Genomic DNA, 22,481 nt, shown 5'->3' on the forward strand with positions numbered 1-22,481 from the left:
GCATACACATATTTGCCCCGTGCAGATAGCTTGTAAAAAATAATTTGTAGTGCAGTTTCTTCATCGATTGTGTTTTAATTATAATTCCGTTTCCGGCCAGGTATTGGCACCTTTTTGTCCGCCGGTTGCCGAACATGGTTGCCAGAGTTTCACAGAGCCCGATCTCTCCACTCTTCTGTATAAGCAAACACCCTTTGAAAGAATATTTGATGCCGCAAAGATAGTTGATTTTGTGATTTAACAAATAAAGCAGAACTTGCAGTTTATGAATTAAAGATATTTTGAACCATTTATTTAAGAAATGTGAGCTATGACAAATAAAATCTTACCAATTCTGCTGCTATTTTTTTGCTTCGCCTGTTCTCCGAAACTGGATATGGAAACCTATAAAAAGTATCAAAACAGCGGACAAGAAATTACTGCCAATGTACAAGCGGTGCTTTTGACGAATGTGGGGAAAGCCATTCAAACCGGCGGGCCGGAATACGCAGTTGAATTCTGTAACCTTGAAGCAAGCTCAATTGTAGATAGTTTAAACCGTGTATTTGATTGTGATATTTCGAGAGTTTCGGCCAAAAACCGTAATCCACAAAATGCGCTTAATACTGAGCAGGAAAAACAAATGTGGGAACTTTTTGCCAACGAACAACTGGCCGACACGGTATTGCAAAATGGCAGTGATTTGGTTTATTACAAGCCGATAAGAACAGAGATGCCGGCCTGTTTAAAATGTCATGGAAACCCTGATACAGATATCAATGAAGCAACCAAAACAAAGCTGAATGAATTGTACCCAAATGATTTGGCAACGGGTTATACCTTGAACGAGTTCCGCGGTCTTTGGAAAGTAAAGTTTAAAAGGGATTTGTAAACTATCGGAAAAGAAAACAGGCATTTCGCAAATGGAAATGCCTGCTAGCAGTGTTAGTTAGCAAAGGATGGCTTTCACCCTTTGTTGTTAATAGTTAGTTACTCCTTTAACTTAAATGCTCCCTTTAACCCTTCGTCAGAATTCGGTCCGATCCAAACTTCAAAATCACCTGGTTCGATTACAAAATCATCGCCGTTAAAAAATTGCAAATCTTCAGCTTTAAGCTCGAAGCTTACGTTTTTAACGTCGCCCGGTTTTAAGTTAATCTTTTCAAAACCTTTTAGTTCTTTAATGGGGCGGGTAATACTGCCCACCTTGTCGTGCACATACAGCTGTACAATCTCTTCCGTTTCGAAGTTGCCAATGTTTTTAATATCGGCCGAAATGGTAATTGATCCGTCTGTTGTCATTTCGTTCGACGACAGCTTAAGATTTTCGTATTTAAACTCGGTGTAACTCAAACCATATCCAAAGGGCAGGAGAGGTGTAATACCGTAATCGATGTGCATGGATTTAAATCCAAGCGAAAGTTGTTTCGAATTTCTCGGAATATCATCGATGTAAGTAACATCATCTTCGGTAGCCGGGCGACCGGTGTTTTTGCGGTAGTAATAAAACGGAATTTGACCGGCACCTTTTACAAAAGTTACAGGTAATTTCCCTGAAGGTGAATAGTCGCCAAAGATCAGGTCGGCCACTGCAGGCCCGGCCATTGTTCCCGGATGCCAGGCATAAAGTACGGCGTCAGCCATTTCCATTTCGGCCCCAATTCCCAGCGGTCTTCCGGCCATTACCACCAAAATAAGCGGTTTGCCTGTTTTTCTCAATTCGGTAATCAGTTCCGATTGAACTCCCGGAAGATCAATAATACCACGTGCATTTGCTTCGCCCGAAAGGATAGACTCTTCGCCGGCAAAGAATAAAATGGCATCAGAACGTTTAGCGGCAGCAATAGCTTCGGCAAATCCTTTTGTCGATTTATCGCGGCTGTATTCCAACCCGGAAACATAGTTCATCTTTGAGCCAAGGATCTCGCCAAAAGCTTGTTTTGGTGTTGTTGAGTCTTCGCCTTGCCCGTCGAAAATCCAGGTTCCCAGCTGATCGCGTGCGGCATCGGCAAGTGGACCAATTACAGCCAGCGAATGTATATTTTTTGATATTGGTAAGGTGTTATTGTCGTTTTTCAGCAAAACCATACTTTTTCGTGCTGCTTCGCGCGATACCGCCAAATGGCTAGGTGCTAAAATGGTATCGGTTGATACGTGATTGTCGTAAGGTTTGTCAAACAATCCCAGCTTAAACTTTACACGCAAAATATTGCCCACATAAGTGTCGATCATATCTTCTGTAATCGCGCCCTCTTCAATCAATGTCTTTAAATTATCAGTGTAACAGGTTGTTGCCATTTCCATATCAACACCGGCTTTGGCGGCAATTTCGGCGGCTTGTTTTTTATCGGCAGCAAAACCATGGTTAATCATTTCTTCAATCGATCCCCAGTCGCTAACCACCATTCCTTTGTAGTTCCACTCGTTGCGCAAAATTTGTTTTAGCGTGAATTCATTTCCGGAAGTAGGCACTCCGTTTAAGTCGTTAAATGCCGACATAAAAGTTAATGCTCCCGCATCAACTGCCGCTTTAAACGGACGAAGGTGAACGTTTCTAAGCAGCATTTCAGGAATATAAGTGGTATTGTAATCGCGGCCGGCTTCGGACATTCCGTAACCAACAAAGTGTTTGGCACAGGCAGCCACTGCAGTAGGATCGCCCAGGTCGCCCTGAAATCCTTTTACCATGGCAGCTGCAAACTCTGATGTTAGCAGCGGGTCTTCTCCACAACTTTCTGCAATTCGTCCCCAGCGCGGATCCCAGGTAACATCCATCATCGGTGCAAATGTCCAGTTAATTCCCATCGATGAGGCTTCGATTGCCGAAATACGCATAGCTTTTTCAGCCAGTTCAGGCTCCCACGAGGAGGCCATTCCCAGCGGAATAGGGAAAATCGTGCGATAGCCGTGAATTACATCGCGCCCAAAAAGCAAAGGAATTCCGTGTTTACTTTCTTCCAAAGCTATACGTTGATACTCTGCAACCCGATCGGCTCCTGTCGTATTTAGAAACGATCCAACTTTGCCATCTCTGATGGCTTGTTTTGTGGCTTCTTCATCGCCAAAAAAACCGTCGTTAACCTGTTGCATCTGGCCTATCTTTTCATCCAGCGTCATCTCGCTCAGCAGACTGTTAATTTTTTGTTCTACCGGATCAGGGTTCTCGGTGAATGTTGCTGTACAACCTGTTACCAGCCAGGTTCCAATAATTAATATTAAAGCTCTAATCTTCATTATAGTTAGTATTTGTTCTACATTTCCTGATATACACGAACGTAATCCACTTCCATCGATTGAGGGAAAATGGCATTATCAATTCCCTGGGCTCCTCCCCAGTTACCACCAACTGCCACATTCAGGATAAAAAAATGTGGTTTGTTGAACGGCCAGTTGTCGTTGTTTTTGCTTGAGGGCGCATAACGGTGTGTAATATTTTCGGGAGAATCGGTATAAAATACCAGTTCTTTTTCGGTCCAGAACAGGCCGTAAACATGAAATTCTTCTTCAGCAGTTTCAAAAGTTTTGCTACTGCCGTCGCCGTTTCCGCCATATCCCGCCGAAGTGTGCACGGTTGCATGAACCTTGTTGGGTTGGTAACCCACGTATTCCATAATATCGATCTCGCCACAGGCAGGCCACCCTGCCGTACCAATGTTGGCGCCCAGCATCCAGATTGCCGGCCAGATTCCTGTTCCCGACGGCAGTTTAGCACGGATTTCCATTCGGCCGTAGGTAAATTCTTTTTTACCACTGGTGATCATACGTGACGAAGTATACGATCCGGCAACTTTAGCTTCGTTTAGTTTTTTTGCCGTTATGGTAAGAATGCCATCCTTAACCACAGCATTGTCTCCGGCGGTATAATTTTGCAGCTCGTTGTTTCCCCAGCCACCCGAGCCGGTTTCAAAGGTCCAGTTGTCGGTATTTACAGCGTTGCCATCAAAATTATCTTCCCAAACCAGCTCCAGTTTCGAGAAGTATTCTGAATCGTTTGCGGCAATGGTGATAATCTCAGATGAAGAAAAAGTATCTCCGTTTTTGGTAATAATTAACTCAATAGTGTACGTTCCTGCATAGGGAAAATAGGCCACGGCATTCGTTTCGTTTTCAATGGTTTTATCTCTGAATTTCCATTGAAAAGAGTCGAAATCGCCAACCGAAGTGTTTTTCAGATTGATATTGTTCGGATTGGTTGCATCTGCTTCGGCGGTAAAACTAATAGCAAAATCGGTGCTGGTAATATTTATTGATTTTGAGGCTGCCTTTTGCTCGCTATCAAGACCAATTACCAGAAGGTTTACATTGTAATCTCCGGCTTCAGGATAATAAACATCGTACGACTGAGATTTTGTCGTTGTTGATTCCGTGCGGCCATTACCAAAATTCCAGTTCATTCTCAGGTAGTCTCCTTCCGATTCGTTGGTAAACCGAACGTTGTTGTCATCAATAAATGAATACGAAAAATCGGCAGTGAAACCTGCTTCTGTTCCTTCTTCGCTACACCCCTCTAAAGGAGCAATAAGAATAAGAAGTGCCAGTAAATAGGGCCAGTTTCGTTTTTGTTTGTTAAATGTTTTACGCATAAGGATTTTGAAAATTTGACGTGACGAATGCACGATGTTCTTGATTAAAGGCACATAGAATTATCATATAAGCCGAAAAGTTACGACTGTGCAATTGTTGAAAGCTGATAAAAATGGGGAGAGAAACTCTCCCCATTTTCTAACTAAACTATCAAACTGAATTGGCTCAATAGCCAATATTTTGAATTACTGTTTGCTATTATTCTGCAGGAACAAATACCCAAGTCCAGCCGGTTGCCCAGGCTGCATCTGGTACATGAAGTACCATCTTATCTTCGGTTAGTTCTACTATGTTAAATACACCGGCATTGCCACCGCCTTCCATCGAACCCAAAATATTTACTCCTCCGTCAATCGTTAATGTTTGATTGGCTACATCCAATACAAAACTACCAGTTGCAGGGTCAGCATCAGGGCCACTGTAATAGGTAAAATTGGCAGCTCCATCCAAGTCAAAACTCATTCTACCGGCAGCATCGGCAGGAGGGCAGCAATCACCGGCTGCGTTCCACCAAACTCCCCATGGGTTACCCGGATCAGACATAAACCACCAAAATCTTCCGTCGGGTGTAGGTCCTCCGTCAAATACCCAGGTTTTACCTTCTGAAGTGCTTTCGCTTACCAAATCATACCAGTCCTGATCGAGTGGTGTGTCTAAAACATCAACTGTTACATCAATTGTTTTCTCGAAAAACTCAGCTCCTAAAGTTCCAATGAAAGTAAAAGTTGAAGTTCCCGGAATAGGATAAACAATTTCAACTTTATTGGTTAGCGCTACACCTAAGTTGTAATCCCAGTAACCGGTAACGCCCGGTGTGTTCATACTTAACTCGATCGTATTTCCATTCGCTGAGTTTTGAGTAGCAACTAACTCAACGCCTTCAACAGTTGTACTGTTTTCAAGGAATTGTTCGTCAACAATGGCATCGCACGACACAATTAACAGTGCCAGCAATGCAACAAAAATACCTTGTATTATATTATTTCTTTTCATATCTCTTGCTATTAAAATTAAAGCCTGTTACCATCCAGGGTTTTGTTCATAAACTCCATTTGCTAACCTCATTTCCGTTTCCGGAATTGGAACCAATCCTTTGGTTTCCGGTCTGTAGTTAACTGAGTAAGTCGCGTCACTACCTGAATTTCGAACATTTATTGTTTCATTAAATGCAGTATTTACGTCTCCCCAGCGCACCAGGTCGAACCAGCGTAAAGCTTCAAAAGCCAGTTCGTGCATTCTTTCTTCTTTTAGTGCATCTAAAGAATAAGCAATCGGATCCAATCCTGCTCTGGCCCTTACGGCGTTCATCCCATCGGCAGTACCTGTAATTTCAGAGTGCATGAGTAGTACATCGGCAAAACGCATGAAAATAAAGTCTTGTGCGTGCATCAACTGCATATCAGTATTTCCCCAGTTGTACAACTGAACGAACATACCCACATTTGCCTGATCATCAGTATCCCAATATTGAATGGCAGTATATTTTTTGTTAAAAAATCCTGTTTCATGATCACCTTTATCTCCCACATAGTCGCCGGTTCCCTGGTCGGCCTGGCCAACCTGAAGGATTGAACCTAATTTTCTTGGATCATTATCATCCCATTGGTTAAATAATCTGGGATTTACAGTACACCATCCCCAGCCTTGACCAAAAGGCACCAAAGAGTTATCTCTAAGACCTGTAAACAAGGCGAGTCTGTTGGTATAAATATTTCCGTTTGACCATCCCCAGTCTCCAAAAGAGAACCTTTGTACGAACATGGATTCATTATTTCCACGACCAAAAGTAGGTGTGTGGCCATCCTGGCCTACCCACGAAAGTTCGTTTTCATGTGCCCATGGTAATACGGTTGTATCATTAGCAGCAATGTTTACGTACGAGTAAGGCCAAAGATTTCTGAAATCATCAACCAGCCCGTAACCGCTATTATCGATACAATCTTCTAAATAACCAGCAACAGCTGAGGCAGAAACAGATCCTCCTTCAACCAAAGGAAGTTCGCTTGTGGCTTGCCCCTCAATATTGGTCATATAACCAGTGTAAAACAAATATACTCTTGCCATGTAGGCTTGTGCTACCCATTTGTTTGCATGTCCGTAATCAGATTCCGGGATATTTTGAAAGGCAACCGATGGCATGGTTTCGATAGCGAGCTTAAGATCTGATGCAATTTGCGCAAAAGTCTCTGTATAAGTGGATCTGGCAATATCTCTGGGTGCATCGAATGTAACGATTAAAGGTACACCACCAAAAAATTTCGCCAATCTGAAATAGTAGAACGCACGCATAAACAGTGCTTCTCCAATTGCCTGATCTTTGTAATTCTGAGCTTCTTCGGGACTGCTGAAATATGTCGAGAAGTCAGCTTCTGCGGTTTTTTCAATAATTGCAGTTGCTCTGGAAATACCATTGTAGCATTGTACCCACATATCTCTGTAAGTATCTTCTGCAGGGTCTTCAAAATTATCAACCCATTTTGCAGATTTATCATCAGCACCACCGCCGCCAAGCATTAAATCAGACATCAAACATGCAGCCACCGATTCGTTACTGTGAACATTAGGTGTATAGATTGCATTATAGACCCCTGCCATTGCCTCCTTTATATCCTGAGGAGTGCTGTAAAAGGTTTCTAAACTTTTTCCGTAAAGATTATCGGTATCCAGATAATCCTGACTACAACTCGTTGCAAGAACAAGGCCTGCAATGAATGTTATATATAATAGTTTTTTCATCATCATCAATTTTTAGAATTAAAAGGCAACACTTAATCCAAACATCACTGTTCTTGGTAATGGATATAATCCGAGGTCAATTCCGGATGCCCAGCCGGCATCATGACCGAAACGAACTTCAGGATCCATTCCATCATAGCTTGTGAAAGTGTGCAGGTTGTTTACTGCAGCGTATACTTTTAGCGTTGAAACAGCATCAAAACTTGAAAGTAATTTGCTAAAATCATATCCAAATGTCAGGTTGTTGATTCTTAAATAGTCTGCATCGTGCATATAAATGTCAGAAACGTATTGCTGATTTCGGTTCGAAACAGAAGATAATCGTGGCATTTTGTTAGAAGTACCTTCGCCGTGCCAACGTTCAAAAACAGATGAGGTGTAGTTTTGAGTTGGACTATCAGCAAATGAACGGTATGATTGCATTACCTGCATTCCGAATTTTCCGGCTAAAGTGGTATTTACGTAAAATCCTTTGTACGCAAGGTTTAACTGCAATCCCATTTCAAAATCAGGATTAGGATTTCCCAGATAGCCTTTATCGTTCTCGTCGATTATACCGTCCATGTTTTTATCTACAAAGCGAACATCACCCGGACGCTGGTCGTTGAAATAAGGTGTTCCGTCTGGTCCTACATAAGCATCAACTTCATCCTGGTTCTGCAGGATACCAGCTGTTTCGTATCCATAGAAATAACCAATTGGGTATCCTACTTCTACTCTTGAAACCTCGGCTGTACCTTGCGATAATACGTGAGAAGGTCCGTGAATAATACCATCGGTATTGGCAATTCGTGTTACTTCGTTTTTATTACGTGCTCCGCTTAAAACAACACTGTATTTGAAATCACTGATATTGTCGCTCCAGTTTAATACCATTTCAAAACCTTTATTTTCAATATCTCCTCCGTTAATAAAAGGAGCACCGGCGCCAGAAGTACCCAAAATAGGTGCAACAACCAACCAGTCTTTTGTGGTTTTCTTGTACCAGTCTAACGCAATACCAAGTCTTGAATCCAATAATCTGGCATCAAGCCCGATATTCAACTGCTCCGAAGTCTCCCAGGTTACATCCGGGTTTGGAACTTTCGATGGATATGCTGTTGTTCCCGATACCGGTTTTGTATCTCCAAAGAAATAGCCAGGGAAAGCATAGGTTATTTGTGAAGAGTATATAAAGTTATCGATTGACTGGTTACCGTTCTGTCCCCAGCTTACGCGCACTTTAGCGAAATCAAGAACGGAAGAAGTACTTTCCATAAAGTCTTCGCTGGTCAGTACCCATCCTGCAGATACTGATGGGAAATATCCCCAACGGTTTCCTTTGGCAAAGTTAGAAGAACCATCAGCACGCATTGTTACCGATAGCAGGTACTTCTCTTTATAATTGTATTGAGCTCTTGCCATGTACGACATTAAACCGCCACCGCCGGCAGCCCAGTCAGCTCCCCAGGTATTGATGTCGCTAATTGAAGCCGGACTTTCGGTATTATTAATGTAGGCATAGCGAGGATCTCCAGGGAATAATAAATTATTTCGTGAGCCTCCTACTTCCATATTTATGTCGTTTTGAAGTAGCTCGTATCCAACTAAACCTGTTATGTCATGGTCTCCAATCTTGCGATCATACGAAAGTGTGGTTGTCCATGTCCAGTTACTTCCCAGGTATTGGTTTTGAGAAGCTCCGTCAGTGGCATCGGTATAGAGTGTTCCTAATCGGTAAGTAGGATTCATCGATCTGCCCCAGCCAAACCATGCATCTAGTCCGTAAGAAGATCTTAATTTTAAGTCTTTAATAGGTTCAACTATTGCATAAACGTTTCCAACAACCCGATTTCCTTTGCCATAGTTGTAGTTAGTAGCATAGTACATAGAGGCAATTGGGTTGGTTGCCTGGTTTACGTCATCCATGGTTGGTGTAAAACCAAATTCGTTGATGTTATTGTCAATAGCTGGTTGCCAGTAAGCAGGCATTAACGGGTGCTGAACCAGTGCATTGTGCAAGTCATTCCAGTATATGTTACCGGTTCTGGCACTTCTGTTTTCAGTATTGGTATAGGTGATATTTTCACCAACAGTAATAATATTGTGATTCTTATTCTTTTTCAATACCATTTCTGTATTTAACCTCGCTGTTAATCTTTTGTATCCGGCATCTGTAATTTCACTTCCGATAATACTTTTTTGATCGAAATACGAAACCCCTGCAGAGTAGGTAATATCTTTGCTTCCTCCGGTAATGTTTAAAGCATGACTTTGCATTGGAACATTGCTGCTGGTAATTTCATCTATCCAATTGGTGCCTTCCCAGCCGTTTTGAAGTGCTCCCCACACATCATTACCTAACTGGTCAGCTAATGCGTCGCCATAGTTGCTTCTAAGCCAGTTGTTTCCGGTAATTTCTTTTTGCCAATCCATTGGCGCTTTATTATCGTTAACCCGGCCTTCGTCCATGATGTACATATACTCCTGGGCAGTTAACGGATCCAGGTTCTTGTATATATTCTGAATTCCATAATAAGCGTCGTAAGTAATTTTTGCTGGTCGGTCTTCGCTACCTTTTACAGTGGTTACCAACACAACTCCGTTTGCAGCTCTCGAACCGTAGATGGCTGCGGATGCCGCATCTTTCAATACATCAATCGACGCAATGTCAGAAGGACTCAAGTAGTCAATGTCGCCAACTGCAACACCGTCAACAATATATAAAGGATTTGAATTACCTATGGTTCCCAAACCACGAATTGTTACTCGGGTTCCTGCGCCTGGCGCACCATTGTTTCGTGTAATACTAATACCGGCAGCAACTCCTTGTAAAGCTTCCATAGCTGAACCAGTATTCAGCTCGGCAATATCTTCACCCTTAACATTCAAGTTTGCACCAGTGGTTAAAGCTTTCTTCTGTACACCGTAACCAACAACCACTACTTCATCAACGCTAAACAAATCGGGGTCGAGTTGTACGTTGATTTCAGTTCTTCCCTCAACTTCGATAACTTGTGGTTTCATTCCGATATAAGAATACACAAGTATCGCATTTGATGGAACTGTTAATGTATAGTTTCCATCAAAATCCGTAACTGTTCCGTTTGTGGTTCCTTCTACTGTAATAGTCACCCCCGGTAAGGGCTGATTATCATCAGAAGAGGTTACAACACCTTTAAGAACAACTTCCTGGGCAAATGCCCCCAAGACGAAAAATGTACCCACAAATAACAGGAGCATTTTTCTCATTACTAGTTTTTCTTTCATAGATCTAATTTTGATAATAGTTTTAATAGTACATACTGAAATGCCACACATTAAATGTGTAATTTCAATACTTCGTTCTTCTTATTCATTTGAAATAAAATGCTGGAGGTTTTGATAAGACCAAGCTTTAGTTTCATAGAAATTGTGATTAGTTAAATAATTATTGACTGTCTCCTAAAATGATAAAATTCAAATTTTGGATAAGACAAATATTCATTTATGAAACTTATGCTCCCAATAAAATAGCATCACAATAATTTCTCACATGTAATTTAGGATTACATCAAAAACACATCATGGGAAATGTAAAAAACAGTAAATGAGGCAAAAAGGATTTTGAATATAGGAGGTGAGGTACCTCAGGTTAAATTGTGTTATACAGCATTTTGCTTGTTGCTTATAGATTTATAAGAAATGTAGATAGGTTAACATCGCGCGATAAATCAAGTTTTTTACGAAGGCGATAACGGCTGATTTCTACCCCACGATCAGAAATATTTAGCAAAGTGGCAATCTCTTTGGTCGACATATTCATTCGGATATACGCACACAGTCGCAAATCTTTTGGCGACAAGTGAGGAAATTTGTCTTTTAGGCGCTCAAAGAAATCAGCATGTACTTCTTCAAAATAACTCTCGAATATTTGATTCTGATTTTGGTTGTCGATTTCCTTGTCAATACGTTTCTTTAGAATCGCCATTTTTGTTTTAACAGCCCCGTCAGAAGTTTCATTGGAAACCCGTTTAAGTTCCTCGTTAATTTTCATCAGGAACTTATTTTTATTTACAATACTAAGCGTTTGGTTGGCCAATTCTTTATCCAGCGAAAGTTTTTGTGCTTCAAGCTTTTCGTTTTTTAATCGTATAATCTCTTTTTCGGCCAGTACAGCTTGTTTCTCAAATTCCTTTTCTTTTTCCCGTAATTTTTGTTCGTGTTTTTTGCGTTCCTTTTGTTTCGATTTTTCGAAGCGTTTATTAATAAACCAGGCAATTATTACAACTATTACAAACACAATTAATATGTAAATGTAAGTAGCGGTTTTTGAGCGGTGCCATGGGGGAGTGATCACAAATGAAAAAGTAGCTTCATCGCTTTCAACGTTAAAACTGTTTCGGGCTTTTACCCTAAACACATAATCGTTTTCGGGCAGGTTGGTTAAATCGCGGTAGTTATCGTTCGACCACACCGACCATGAGTCGGAGTAGTTATCGATAAAATAGCTAAACTCCAGTTGCTCGGGATTTTGATAAAAAGGAGCTGAAAAATTGAAACGAAAGGCGTTTTTTTGAAAAGGAAACTCAGTGGGGTCGAGTTGGTTTACGGGGTACACAACGGTATCAAGATTGGGAACATCAACTTGTGTAATAAAACATTTAAACGCCTGGTTATACGAAGTCACAATTCGCGAAGAATAATGTGCAAAACCATTTTCGGTGGCAAAAAATACATTGTTCAAATCGAACACATATAAAAACTCCCATTCGCGCACCAGTTTGTTACGTAATTGCTGGAATGGAGTTGTAATTCTTGTGTAGCTGGTATCATCGTTTTTATGCAGTACTCCCACCTCGGTTTCGGCAATGTACCAATAGTTTCCCCGAAAGTCTTTTTCAATGTATTTCAAGCGGTTATATGGGGCGAAAATTTCGTTTAACGATTTATTTTTTTCAAAACGGTCGGCCGCGGCATTGTAGCTATATACTCCATCAACTGTTGAGATGCACCACGTATTATCGAACTTCAACAGTATATTCATCAGATCGATAGGAAGCCCGTCTTTTGCGCCATAAAGTTTTACATTGGTTGCCGAATCGCTTTGGGCATTTAAGGTAACGCGGAAAACCCCTTTAGCTCCGTGACTAACCCAAATATTTCCTTCCTCATCTTCCGATAGAAAACGGCTCGATTCGCTAAACCCCTTTATTTTTGTTTTTAAATCCCATTGCCCCTTGTCGAATTGAAACAGGGATATGCCGGTGAAACTACCACCAATAGCGTAGTTGGTATCATTTTTTAGTTGAATAAAAGTCCATAACCCGGGATCATCGCTGATTTGCCGCACTTCTCGTCCGTTTACTGCAAATGTACCCAGGTTGTGTCCGCAAAGTAATTGTCCGTTTATAACTTTTAAACTCCAAACCTGTCCTTCCGTACCGGGAATTATTTTGAAAACCTCGCTATTGTCTTGTCCAATAGTAGAAAACTTTTTGGTAAAAAGCCCCTGGTTGGTGCCAAGGTATAGCAGGTTGTCGTGTATGACTGCACAGTAGCCTGTTCCAATATTTTCAGAACGTGAGGTATAACTGATTGGCGAATTTAGCTCGATGTAGTCGATTCCATTATCGAGCCCAAGCCATAAATTTCCCGACCGATCGTTGCAAAGGCTTAAAATCGTATTGTTTTGTAAGCCGTTATTCAGGTTTAAATGCTGAATGATCTCGCCTTCGGAATTTGCAATGATGAGCCCGTTTAATATGGTGCCAATAGCCAGGTTATTTCCATCGAGCTTGATGCCGCAATACAAAACATCGTTTTCGGTTTGTGTATTGGCCGGAACATCCCATTTGTTTAGTTTGCCATTTTTGTATTCGAACCAACCCGACTGGGCCGTTCCAATGAGCAAATGATTTTCGAAAAAGCTGACCATCGATTGAATTTCATGATCTTTCAGCTCATCGGCCCATGGTACTTTATTTACAAATCCGTTAATGTACTCGAATAAACCAACTCCGGGTTCGTGAAAAAAGAGCCGGTTATTGATATAAAACGAATAGTAAAATGCTTTTTGTGGCCTAATTATATCAATTTTATCATCCCTGTAAATAAAAATATATCTATATGATTGAAATACAATCCCATACTGTGTGTTGTATATTTTCCAGATCACATCTGTTTCCGGAATATCTTCAGGCAGCTTATCGGTCAAACTCTTAAATACCGGGCCTTCCGGTGAATTAGGATCAAAAATTCCAAAGTCCTCATCTAATCCGATATAAATAACTCCATCATCATCAATACACACCGATCGAACATTTGAGGTGAAGGAGTCATTATACAAATCCCAGTTCAAACCATCGAAACGAAGCAGGCCAAGGTTGTTGGCAAAATACATAAATCCATTCGGGTCTTGCGCAACACCCCAGTTTTGTGTGCCGGCCCGGTAATCCGCTTTGGGGTAATTCAGAATATTGGGTACACCGAATCTTTTCACCTGCGAAAAAACAAGTGAAGGGAAAACGAGAAGCAGTATGAGTAAACTCTTTTTCAAATCGCAGGGCTGTTGGTGGATATTATCTAATAACACGTTTCTAAAATACAATATTAATATCAAGTGGTGAAATTTGGCTAAAAATCTAATCTTTGTGCTCCGGTTTGAATTTTGTAACCCAAAAAGATATTGAGATTTTAGGTTAAAAAGTGAACGAAAAGAAATGTGGGTTGTATTATTAAATGGATGTGAAAGATAAGGAAATGGATAAATATAAAAATCTGCGCTACCGGCTGATGGAATCTGAAAAATGGCCGTTGAAATACATGTTTAAGTTTATTATTCCGAATGAAGAAGGGAAAGTTGATCAGGTAAAAGCTTTGCTGCCAACTGAAGGTGAAGTAAGCTTTAAACATACTGATAATCTGAAACACGTATCGGTTACCTGTGTGGCGCTAATGGAATCGGCCGACCAAATTATTGTGATAACCGAGAAAGTGGATAAGATTGAGGGAGTGATTGTGCTTTAATTTCCATTTGAAATTATTTAAGAATTACGAGTTCTCCAAGAATTGGAACGATGTAGAAAATGAAATGAAAAATGTTTATTTTGTGCATGTTTAGAAAACGGAATAACCATTTATGAAATTTTTCAGATTGTTCATCTGCCTTGTATTTTTATATCCCGGTGCGGTTCTGGGGCAATCGCCCCTTGATTCACTTTTGAACCGTTTGGATGCAGCAATCGAAAATCATAAGGTTTATCAACAGCAGAAGGAAGATCGGATTCAGGCGCTGAAGAATCAATTGCGTACGGTTTCGCCCAATACCATTGAGGAGTACCGGCTGAATGCGAAATTGTATGATGAATACCGACCATACATTTGCGATTCGGCGATACACTACAAAAACCGGAATATAGATGTTGCCAAACACCTGGATAATACCGCTCTGTTATACGAAAGCGAGCTTAATCTGGCTTATCTGATGGCTTCTACCGGGATGTATCTTGAGGCTGTTGACTTAATTTCTTCCATTGAAAAAGAAAAAGTTCCTGATAATTTACTGAGTGAATATTACGATACGTACCGGCATGTTTACTCTGAATTAGCTTTTTATACGCAAAACAAAAAGGGCGCGGAACGATACTGGCAGATATCAAATCGTTATACAGATTCGTTGTATAATGTACTTTCTTCAACAAATGATTTGTATTATGCTTTAAAAGAGGAAAGACTGCGTAACGCCGGAAAGATAGAGGAAGCGCTTAGCGTAAATGATACTATATTGGCCAACAGTTCGATGGGTACCCGCGAGTTTGCAATAGCCAGTTATAACCGTTCGTTAACTTACCGAAGAATAAAAGACACCGATAGGTTAAAGTATTACCTGGCTCAGTCGGCTTTGTCCGATATATTGTCTGCAACAAAAGACCATGCCTCGTTGTGGATGCTGGCAGAAATACTGTTTCAGGAAAACGATATGGAACGTGCTTACAACTACATTCGTTTTTCGTGGAGCGAAACGGTATTTTACAACGCGCGTCTCCGGAGTTTACAAAGTGCCGGAATATTGTCGCTAATCGACAGAACTTACCAGGCAACCGTTGAAAAGAAAAATCGGCAACTACAAAATTACCTTTTACTCTCCAGTATTTTGGGGCTTCTGCTAACTGTTGCGCTTGTTTATATTTACAGCCAGATGAGGCGTTTGTCTGAGACCCGAAAGTATTTGCAAAAGGCCAATTCGAGTTTGCAAAACCTGAATACAGAGCTTCAGAAAGTAAATGATCAGCTGCAAATCGTGAATGTAGATCTTTCGGAATCGAACCAAATTAAAGAGGTTTATATCGCACATTTTATAAAACTTTGCTCAACCTATATTGATAAAATGGATGGTTTCCGTCGTTTGGTAAACAAAAAGATAACCAACGGCCAGGTTGCCGAGTTGCATGCGCTTACCCGTTCGCAAGAAATGATGGATGATGAAACCGAAGAACTTTACCGGAATTTTGATAAGGCATTTTTGCGCATATTTCCCCATTTTGTCGAAAAGGTGAACGAGCTGTTGCTCGATGAAGAAAAGTTTGAGTTAAACGAAGAAGAGCTACTAAATACCGAATTGCGAATTCTGGCATTAATCCGATTGGGAATTAATAACAGCTCGCAAATTGCCGACTTTTTACGATATTCGGTAAATACCATTTATAACTACCGGGCAAAAACAAAAAACCGCGCCAAATCCCGTAACGATTTCGAAGATATGATTATACAAATTCGATAATTGTTAGCGATCTGTTTTTAGTCATGTTTGGTGTTACTGTTTTAAAGAACGAAATCAATTTTGTTCGGTTTTACTTCCCATAACTCCCCCTTATTCGTTCACTCATCTTTCCAATTGGTCCACTTTTATTTTGCATACTAAAAGATCCAAGAGCTTGCTATAGAGTATTTTGAATATTTTGTTGTCTCTCATTAATCCACTTTCCTGTCCCTTAAAAAAATAGCGGTCGACTCAAACCATAGATTTGTGCTTGAGAAAACAGATAAGCTTTACGATGAAGAACTACGGCAATGAAAGTTTGTCTTTCGAGCTAATTTTTATATGCAAAGTCTATGACTATTTCCCAGGTCGGGGAATAGGTTCTGTTTATAATAAATATTTAACTAATCAAATTCTTTTATGAGGACAAGACTCTTAAAATTTAAAATTCCTCTCTTCTTTTTGGTGTTGTTATTGGGATTTAATCTCTCAGTGCAGGCACAAAATTCAATTGATGTTAGAGGAGTGGTAAGCGATGCATCAGGCGATCCCTTACCAGGTGTGAATATTGTTATTAAAGGCACGTTGCAGGGAACGCTTACCGATCCAAACGGTAATTACAGGATTACGGTTCCCGGTAGTGATGCTGTTCTTGTATTTTCATTTATCGGATATAATTCGCAGGAAGTTACTGTGGGTAACCAAAGCGAGATAAATGTATCGTTGAAAGAAGACTTAAAGCAACTGGATGAAGTGGTGGTAATCGGTTATGGTTCGGTTGCCCGAAAAGATGTTACCACAGCGGTTTCGACAGTTTCAACCAAAGAGATCGACGAACGTCCGATTGTATCGGCAGCGCAGGCCATTCAGGGGAAAGCGGCCGGTGTTAACGTTTACCAGCCCAGCGGAGCTCCCGGTGGCGAAATGGTAATTCGTGTGCGTGGTACTACTTCGTTTAACGGAAGCAACAGCCCTTTATATGTGGTAGACGGAGTTCCGGTTGATAACCTCAACTTCCTTTCGCCAATGGATATTGCCAGTATGCAAATCCTGAAAGATGCTTCATCGGCGGCTATTTACGGATCGAGAGCGGCAAACGGTGTAATACTTATTACCACGAAACAGGCCAGTGGCGAAGCAAAAATTTCGTTGAATACGCAGTTTGGAGTTAGTCGTGTAGCTAACCAGATTGAGTCGTTAAATGCCTCGCAGTATAAGGAGCTGATGGACGAAATTCGTCCGGGAGCAATTCCTGAAGGTACTACTGATCAAACCGACTGGTTCAATGAAGTATACGGAACCGGCATCACTCAAAACTATCAGTTACAGATTTCGGATGGTAACGATAAAACGCGCTACTTTATTTCCGGAGGTTATCTGAACGAAAAAGGGGTGCTCAGCTCTGCATTTTTCCGTAGATATAACCTGCGCAGTAACGTTGAAAGCCAGGTGCGTAGCTGGTTGAATATCGGATTAAACCTGTCGTATTCAGATAATACCCGCAACGGAGTAACTACCGGTGCCGGATCAAACCGTGGTGGTGTAGTGCTGGCGGTAGTTAACCTGCCAACTGCTTCAAACATTATCGATCCGGAAACAGGATTGTATAACCGCACTTTTTTCGGGCAAAATATTGTAAACCCGATTGAATCGATCGAGAACGGTAAAAACAATAAGAATAACGAAAACCGCCTGATTGCTTCAGGTAGTTCTACTATTACTTTTTTACCTGAATTGACGTTAAAATCGTCGTTCACTTTAGATCGTCGTAATGGCAAAGTAACAGGTTTTAATCCTCCGGTACATGGTGCCGACAGAGATGACTGGGGAAATGCCTGGGATACCCGAAGCACCAATACTTTACTGGTTTTCGATAATGTACTGACTTACAAAAAGACTTTTGCCGATAAGCACAATTTTGAGGCAATGGCTGGTTCATCATGGACCGATTCGCAGTGGTCGCAAAGCTATATTAATGGCTCGCACTATAAAGATGACAATATCCACACCTTAAATGCGGCAAATAAAATTTCGTGGAACGGTACCGGGTCGGGTGCTTCGGCCTGGGGAATTATGTCGGTTTTCGGTCGTCTGTCATACAATTACGAAAGTAAATACCTTTTTACATTCAATATTCGTGAAGATGGTTCGTCTAAACTACATCCCGATTATCGTTGGGGAACATTCCCTTCTTTCTCGGCAGCATGGCGTATGTCGTCGGAAGAATTTATGCAGGGATTAACCTGGATCGACGACTTGAAAATCAGAGGTGGCTGGGGACAAACCGGAAACCAGTCGGGAGTTGGCGACTATGCTTATTTGCAACGTTACAACATCACCCGTCAGGCCTGGTTCGAAACCGGAAAGGAAGATGCCTTGCCATTGATTACGCAGGCTAACCTTCGTACCTCCGACCTTACATGGGAAACGACTTCGCAAATTAACCTTGGTTTGGATGCCACGCTGTTTGCTGATCGTGTGACGATTGCCATGGACTATTATTCGAAACACACTGAGGATATGCTGATGTATGTTTCGTTGCCGGCAGGTGCTGCAGCATCAAGCAATATTGTTCGAAACGAAGGTGAAATGATGAACCGCGGTGTTGAGTTATCGGTAAGCTCACACAACTTTACAGGTGCTTTCACCTGGAACACCGACTTTAATATTTCGCATAACACTAACGAATTGAAAAGCCTTGAATTACAGCAGATCTATTACGATGCTGAAACAACTGATGCCTTTCACCAAATTCGTGTTGTACGTAACGAACCAGGTCGTGCGTTGGGTGGATTCTACGGTTATATAAGCGATGGAGTTGACCCTGAAACAGGAGAACTGATGTACCGCGACACAAATGAAGACGGCAAAATTACAGCGTCAGACAGAACTTATATTGGCGACCCGAACCCGGCCTTTACTTTTGGGTTAACCAACTCGTTTTCGTACAAAGGTTTTAGTGTTAACGTGTTTCTGCAGGGAGCTGTTGGAAACGACATCTTTAATGCCTCGAAAGGAGATGTGATGGGGATGTACGATTTGAAAAACCAATCTACTGAAGTGCTTCACCGCTGGCGTACTCCCGGACAAATTACCGATGTACCAAAAGCCGGTTTTGTTATGCAGCCATCTAGCTATTTTATTGAAGACGGCAGTTACCTGCGTGTAAAAGACATCACTTTCTCTTACAACTTCAGTGGCGGAATTTTAAACAAACTGGGAGTTTCGCGTTTGCAACCTTATGTTACCGCAACCAACCTATTAACACTTACCGACTATAGCGGAATGGATCCTGAAGTAAACCAATGGGGAAACAGTGGTGCCGTTCAGGGTATCGATTGGGGAACCTACCCACACAGTAAGACTTTTGTTTTTGGGTTGAATGTTGAATTTTAAATCAAATGAAACGAGCATGGAAATAGTTCGCACTACAGCAGATGTTTAAACAGCGAGTTCCATGTGATACCATATAAATAGACAATTTTAATCACATGAAAATGAAGACAAGATATATTTTATCCATTCTTATCATATCCTTGCTGGCAGCTTGCTCCATGGATTATGATCCTTTAGATACCTATTCTGATGTTACTGAAGGAGTGAGCGAGGACAGCGTTCAGGTTGTATTTGAAGATAAAGCTGACGTTTTAGCGCACAGGCAAACACTACTTAATTTGTACAAAAACAGCCAGGAGCATTGGTACCTCGATATGTTATTGCTGGCCGAATCGCACTCGGATAATGCTTATGCAGGTTCACCAGGCGCTGAAACTACACCTTTCGAGGTAAACTCGATTGAAGGATCGAATACCAACCTGAGAAGAGACTGGAACAGCCACATGGGAAATATTGCCCAGGCCAACCGCTTGATCAGTTTTATTGACGATGTAAATGATCCGGCCTTAACAGATGCTGAAAAGCTTCAGTATAAAGCCGAGGCGAAAATATTAAGGGCAATGATCTATTTTGACATGGTTCGCATCTGGGGAAATGTTCCTTTGGTAACAACAGTTGCCGGCGACATTACTTCAGAAACCATTGACGATGTTTACCCGGCTTATTTTCCGCCACAAACCGATGCTTTAACTATATATCAGCAAATTGAAGCCGACCTTTTGGAAGGTTTGCAATATGCACCTGATAACGATGCGCAGGATAAAACACAGTTCTCGAAATCGGTTGCCCGCGCTTTGTTGGCTAAAGTTTATGCCGAAAAACCTTTACGCGATTACGACAAAGTAATTCAATATGCCGATGAACTGGCTGCTGATGGTTATGAACTGGTTGACGATTACAGCGATTTGTTTGGTGTAATACTAACAGATCCGAACTCGCCACCTTCACAAGAGAATAAGGCAATTGATGCTAAAGCCCGTAACACAAAGGAGACCATTTATGAAGCACAATATTTCCCGGGAAATACCAACTGGGCAACCTGGATGTATGGTCGTCCGCTTAACGACTGGACTTTCTATTTTACCTGGGCGAAATGGATCACTCCATCACGCGATCTGATTAAAGCTTTTCAAAGCGAAGTTGGCGACAAACGCTACGCCGAAACGGTTGTTTTTTACAGTTGTGGTTGGAATATCTATTATCCGGCTGATAATTATGCGTTTATGTACAAGTGTCGCAGTGCCTACAACAGTACAATTAAAATGCGTTATGCCGATATTCTTTTGCTAAAAGCTGAGGCGCTGATCGGAAAAGGAGATTACAGTGGCGCAGCTCAGATTATCAACCAAACCCGCCAGCGCGCAGGCTTGAACAATCTACCTGCATCAGCATCAGCGAGCGAGGAGGCAATTACTGAGGCTTATCTGAAAGAACGCCGCCTGGAGCTGGCAATGGAAGGCCAGCGTTGGTTCGACCTTGTTCGTTTAGAAAAAGTTGAGGAAGTAATGAATGCAGTATACGCCAAAGACGAAGGACGTCCGGCACAGGTTTATCCGTTTACAAGCCTTTCGTATATCCTTCCTGTTCCGCAGGGTATTATTGACCAGAATCCAAACCTGGTACAAAATCCCGGATATTAGTATTCAAACCGAAAAATATAAAAGAGAGAAAAATGAAACCTTTATATAAAATATTTATTTTAACCGGGATAGTTGCCTTGTTATTTGCTTCGTGCGAAGACGAATACGGCCCCCGAAAAGAATCTACGCCTTTTATTGAGGCGGCCACTGTTAGCCCTTCGAGCTTTACATTTGGCGACTCAATCACCTTGTCGGCAAGAATTACCGATCCGGCTACCATGCTTACTTCGTTGGCTTACGAGCTGGTGTCGGAAGGACGAACTGTTGTAAGTGGCGAAATTCCATTAGCCGGTGATGATTATGAGGTTGAACAAGCGATTTATGTTCCCTTGTTAGCCGATCAGGCCGATAATTCTGCGGTTCAGATAAAGCTGGAAGCCCGGAATGTGCTTAAAGGTTCTGTTAGTACGGAAATTACAGAACTGACAGGGAATCGCCCGATATACAGCCGGCTGTACCTGGTTACCGACAACGGTAGCGTGGTTAGTTTAGAGTCTTCAGACAACAATCAGTTTGTTGGCAACGACTTAACGCTGGAAACATCGGTGAATTACAAGATCGCTGAAAAGCTCAATTCAGACTATTCGATTGACTACAGTGGCGATGTGTATGGCAATTTAAATGGAAAACTGGCCATGATCGACCAAAGTGGCGAGTCGGCTTTTGTATACACACCTGATGCCGATTACACAAAAACTTTCGTTTTCGACAATTTTGCTTTTACAGCGGCAACCACCGGAAGCCAGTTGGGTGACGATGATTTGGCTCTTTCTGCATTCGCCAATCAGGATGTTAACGGCGAAGCATTCCGCACGCTTACCCGCACACTGGAAAAGGGAAAAACCTACACCGTGTTTGGGCAGTTGGGCGATGCTGCGAATATCTACAATCCCGATTTCTTCGAGCGCACCGCCGACAGCCGTGTAACGTTCCTTGGAGAAACAGGTGAATACACCATTTACTACAACCCCGTTCGTAAAAACATTTTTGTAGGCGTTGATAATCCTGCATATCCGCAGTACCTTCTGGCTTGTGGTTACGGTTTGGGCTATCCAACAAACGTAAGCACCGATGTAATTGGCGCTGTTTATCCGGGCCATACCCGCGTTCATACCAGCTGGGGTTTCGGGAATGTGCTGAATTACGTGTTGTTCCGCCAAATCGGCGATGGCATTTACCAGGGAACATTCTTTACGCCGGGTGATCACGATCATTTTGCCGGGTTCAAACCATTCGAAAATACCGGCTGGGCAAATGAGAAAAAAGCAGGTCAGTTTACGTTTACCGGCGAGCAAATCATTTCGGGCGATAACGACTGGACTATCCCGAACGGTGAGAATGATCCGATTGTTGAATCAGCCAACTATCGTTTTACCATCAACCTAAACGATAACACGGTAAACATTGAAAAAGTAACGCTTTAAGAA

12 protein-coding genes and 1 riboswitch are annotated in these 22,481 nt (G+C 41.7%); of the genes, 6 read left to right on the forward strand and 6 right to left on the reverse strand.

Annotated features, from left to right (window positions below):
* Nucleotides 1–75: 75 nt before the first annotated feature.
* Nucleotides 76–186, reverse strand: a riboswitch (SAM riboswitch).
* Between the two features lie 124 nt (nucleotides 187–310).
* Nucleotides 311–871 (forward strand): Tll0287-like domain-containing protein, encoded by a 561-nt coding sequence (locus LH29_RS14690; RefSeq protein ID WP_052670987.1) that lies wholly within the window; start codon nucleotides 311–313, stop codon nucleotides 869–871.
* A 98-nt stretch (nucleotides 872–969) separates the two neighbouring features.
* On the opposite strand, the gene LH29_RS14695 is transcribed toward LH29_RS14690, so the two are convergent.
* The 6 genes from LH29_RS14695 to LH29_RS14720 form a co-directional block, all read right to left on the reverse strand.
* Complete coding sequence (locus tag LH29_RS14695) at nucleotides 970–3,213, reverse strand: glycoside hydrolase family 3 N-terminal domain-containing protein (RefSeq protein ID WP_052670988.1); 2,244 nt, start codon at nucleotides 3,211–3,213, stop codon at nucleotides 970–972.
* Nucleotides 3,214–3,230: 17 nt separating this feature from the next.
* A complete protein-coding gene (locus LH29_RS23900) occupies nucleotides 3,231–4,562 on the reverse strand; it encodes a family 16 glycosylhydrolase (RefSeq protein WP_052670989.1) in 1,332 nt (443 codons plus the stop codon).
* 199 nt (nucleotides 4,563–4,761) lie between these two features.
* Complete coding sequence (locus LH29_RS14705) at nucleotides 4,762–5,556, reverse strand: hypothetical protein (RefSeq protein ID WP_045031201.1); 795 nt, start codon at nucleotides 5,554–5,556, stop codon at nucleotides 4,762–4,764.
* 27 nt (nucleotides 5,557–5,583) lie between these two features.
* Nucleotides 5,584–7,299: a RagB/SusD family nutrient uptake outer membrane protein gene (locus tag LH29_RS14710; RefSeq protein ID WP_045031202.1), complete on the reverse strand. Its 1,716-nt coding sequence runs from the start codon at nucleotides 7,297–7,299 to the stop codon at nucleotides 5,584–5,586.
* An 18-nt stretch (nucleotides 7,300–7,317) separates the two neighbouring features.
* Nucleotides 7,318–10,548 (reverse strand): SusC/RagA family TonB-linked outer membrane protein, encoded by a 3,231-nt coding sequence (locus LH29_RS14715; RefSeq protein ID WP_232302848.1) that lies wholly within the window; start codon nucleotides 10,546–10,548, stop codon nucleotides 7,318–7,320.
* Between the two features lie 397 nt (nucleotides 10,549–10,945).
* Nucleotides 10,946–13,816 (reverse strand): ligand-binding sensor domain-containing protein, encoded by a 2,871-nt coding sequence (locus tag LH29_RS14720; RefSeq protein ID WP_232302849.1) that lies wholly within the window; start codon nucleotides 13,814–13,816, stop codon nucleotides 10,946–10,948.
* A 203-nt stretch (nucleotides 13,817–14,019) separates the two neighbouring features.
* Between LH29_RS14720 and LH29_RS14725 the strand changes: the two genes are divergently transcribed.
* The 5 genes from LH29_RS14725 to LH29_RS14745 all read left to right on the forward strand — a co-directional run bounded on the left by LH29_RS14725 (nucleotide 14,020) and on the right by LH29_RS14745 (nucleotide 22,478).
* The gene (locus LH29_RS14725) at nucleotides 14,020–14,286 is read left to right on the forward strand and encodes a DUF493 family protein (protein WP_232302850.1); all 267 of its coding nucleotides are present in this window, start codon (nucleotides 14,020–14,022) and stop codon (nucleotides 14,284–14,286) included.
* Nucleotides 14,287–14,398: 112 nt separating this feature from the next.
* Nucleotides 14,399–16,039, forward strand: coding sequence for a DUF6377 domain-containing protein (locus LH29_RS14730; protein ID WP_045031209.1), 1,641 nt, complete (start codon nucleotides 14,399–14,401; stop codon nucleotides 16,037–16,039).
* Nucleotides 16,040–16,438: 399 nt separating this feature from the next.
* Nucleotides 16,439–19,414, forward strand: a complete 2,976-nt coding sequence (locus LH29_RS14735; protein ID WP_045031215.1) for a SusC/RagA family TonB-linked outer membrane protein — start codon at nucleotides 16,439–16,441, stop codon at nucleotides 19,412–19,414.
* A 101-nt stretch (nucleotides 19,415–19,515) separates the two neighbouring features.
* Complete coding sequence (locus LH29_RS14740) at nucleotides 19,516–21,054, forward strand: RagB/SusD family nutrient uptake outer membrane protein (protein WP_157493714.1); 1,539 nt, start codon at nucleotides 19,516–19,518, stop codon at nucleotides 21,052–21,054.
* A gap of 32 nt (nucleotides 21,055–21,086) precedes the next feature.
* Nucleotides 21,087–22,478, forward strand: a complete 1,392-nt coding sequence (locus LH29_RS14745; RefSeq protein ID WP_045031219.1) for a hypothetical protein — start codon at nucleotides 21,087–21,089, stop codon at nucleotides 22,476–22,478.
* Nucleotides 22,479–22,481: the final 3 nt, after the last annotated feature.

Origin of the sequence: Draconibacterium sediminis (assembly GCF_000949475.1) — a bacterium.
Classification (GTDB): Bacteria; Bacteroidota; Bacteroidia; order Bacteroidales; family Prolixibacteraceae; genus Draconibacterium; species Draconibacterium sediminis.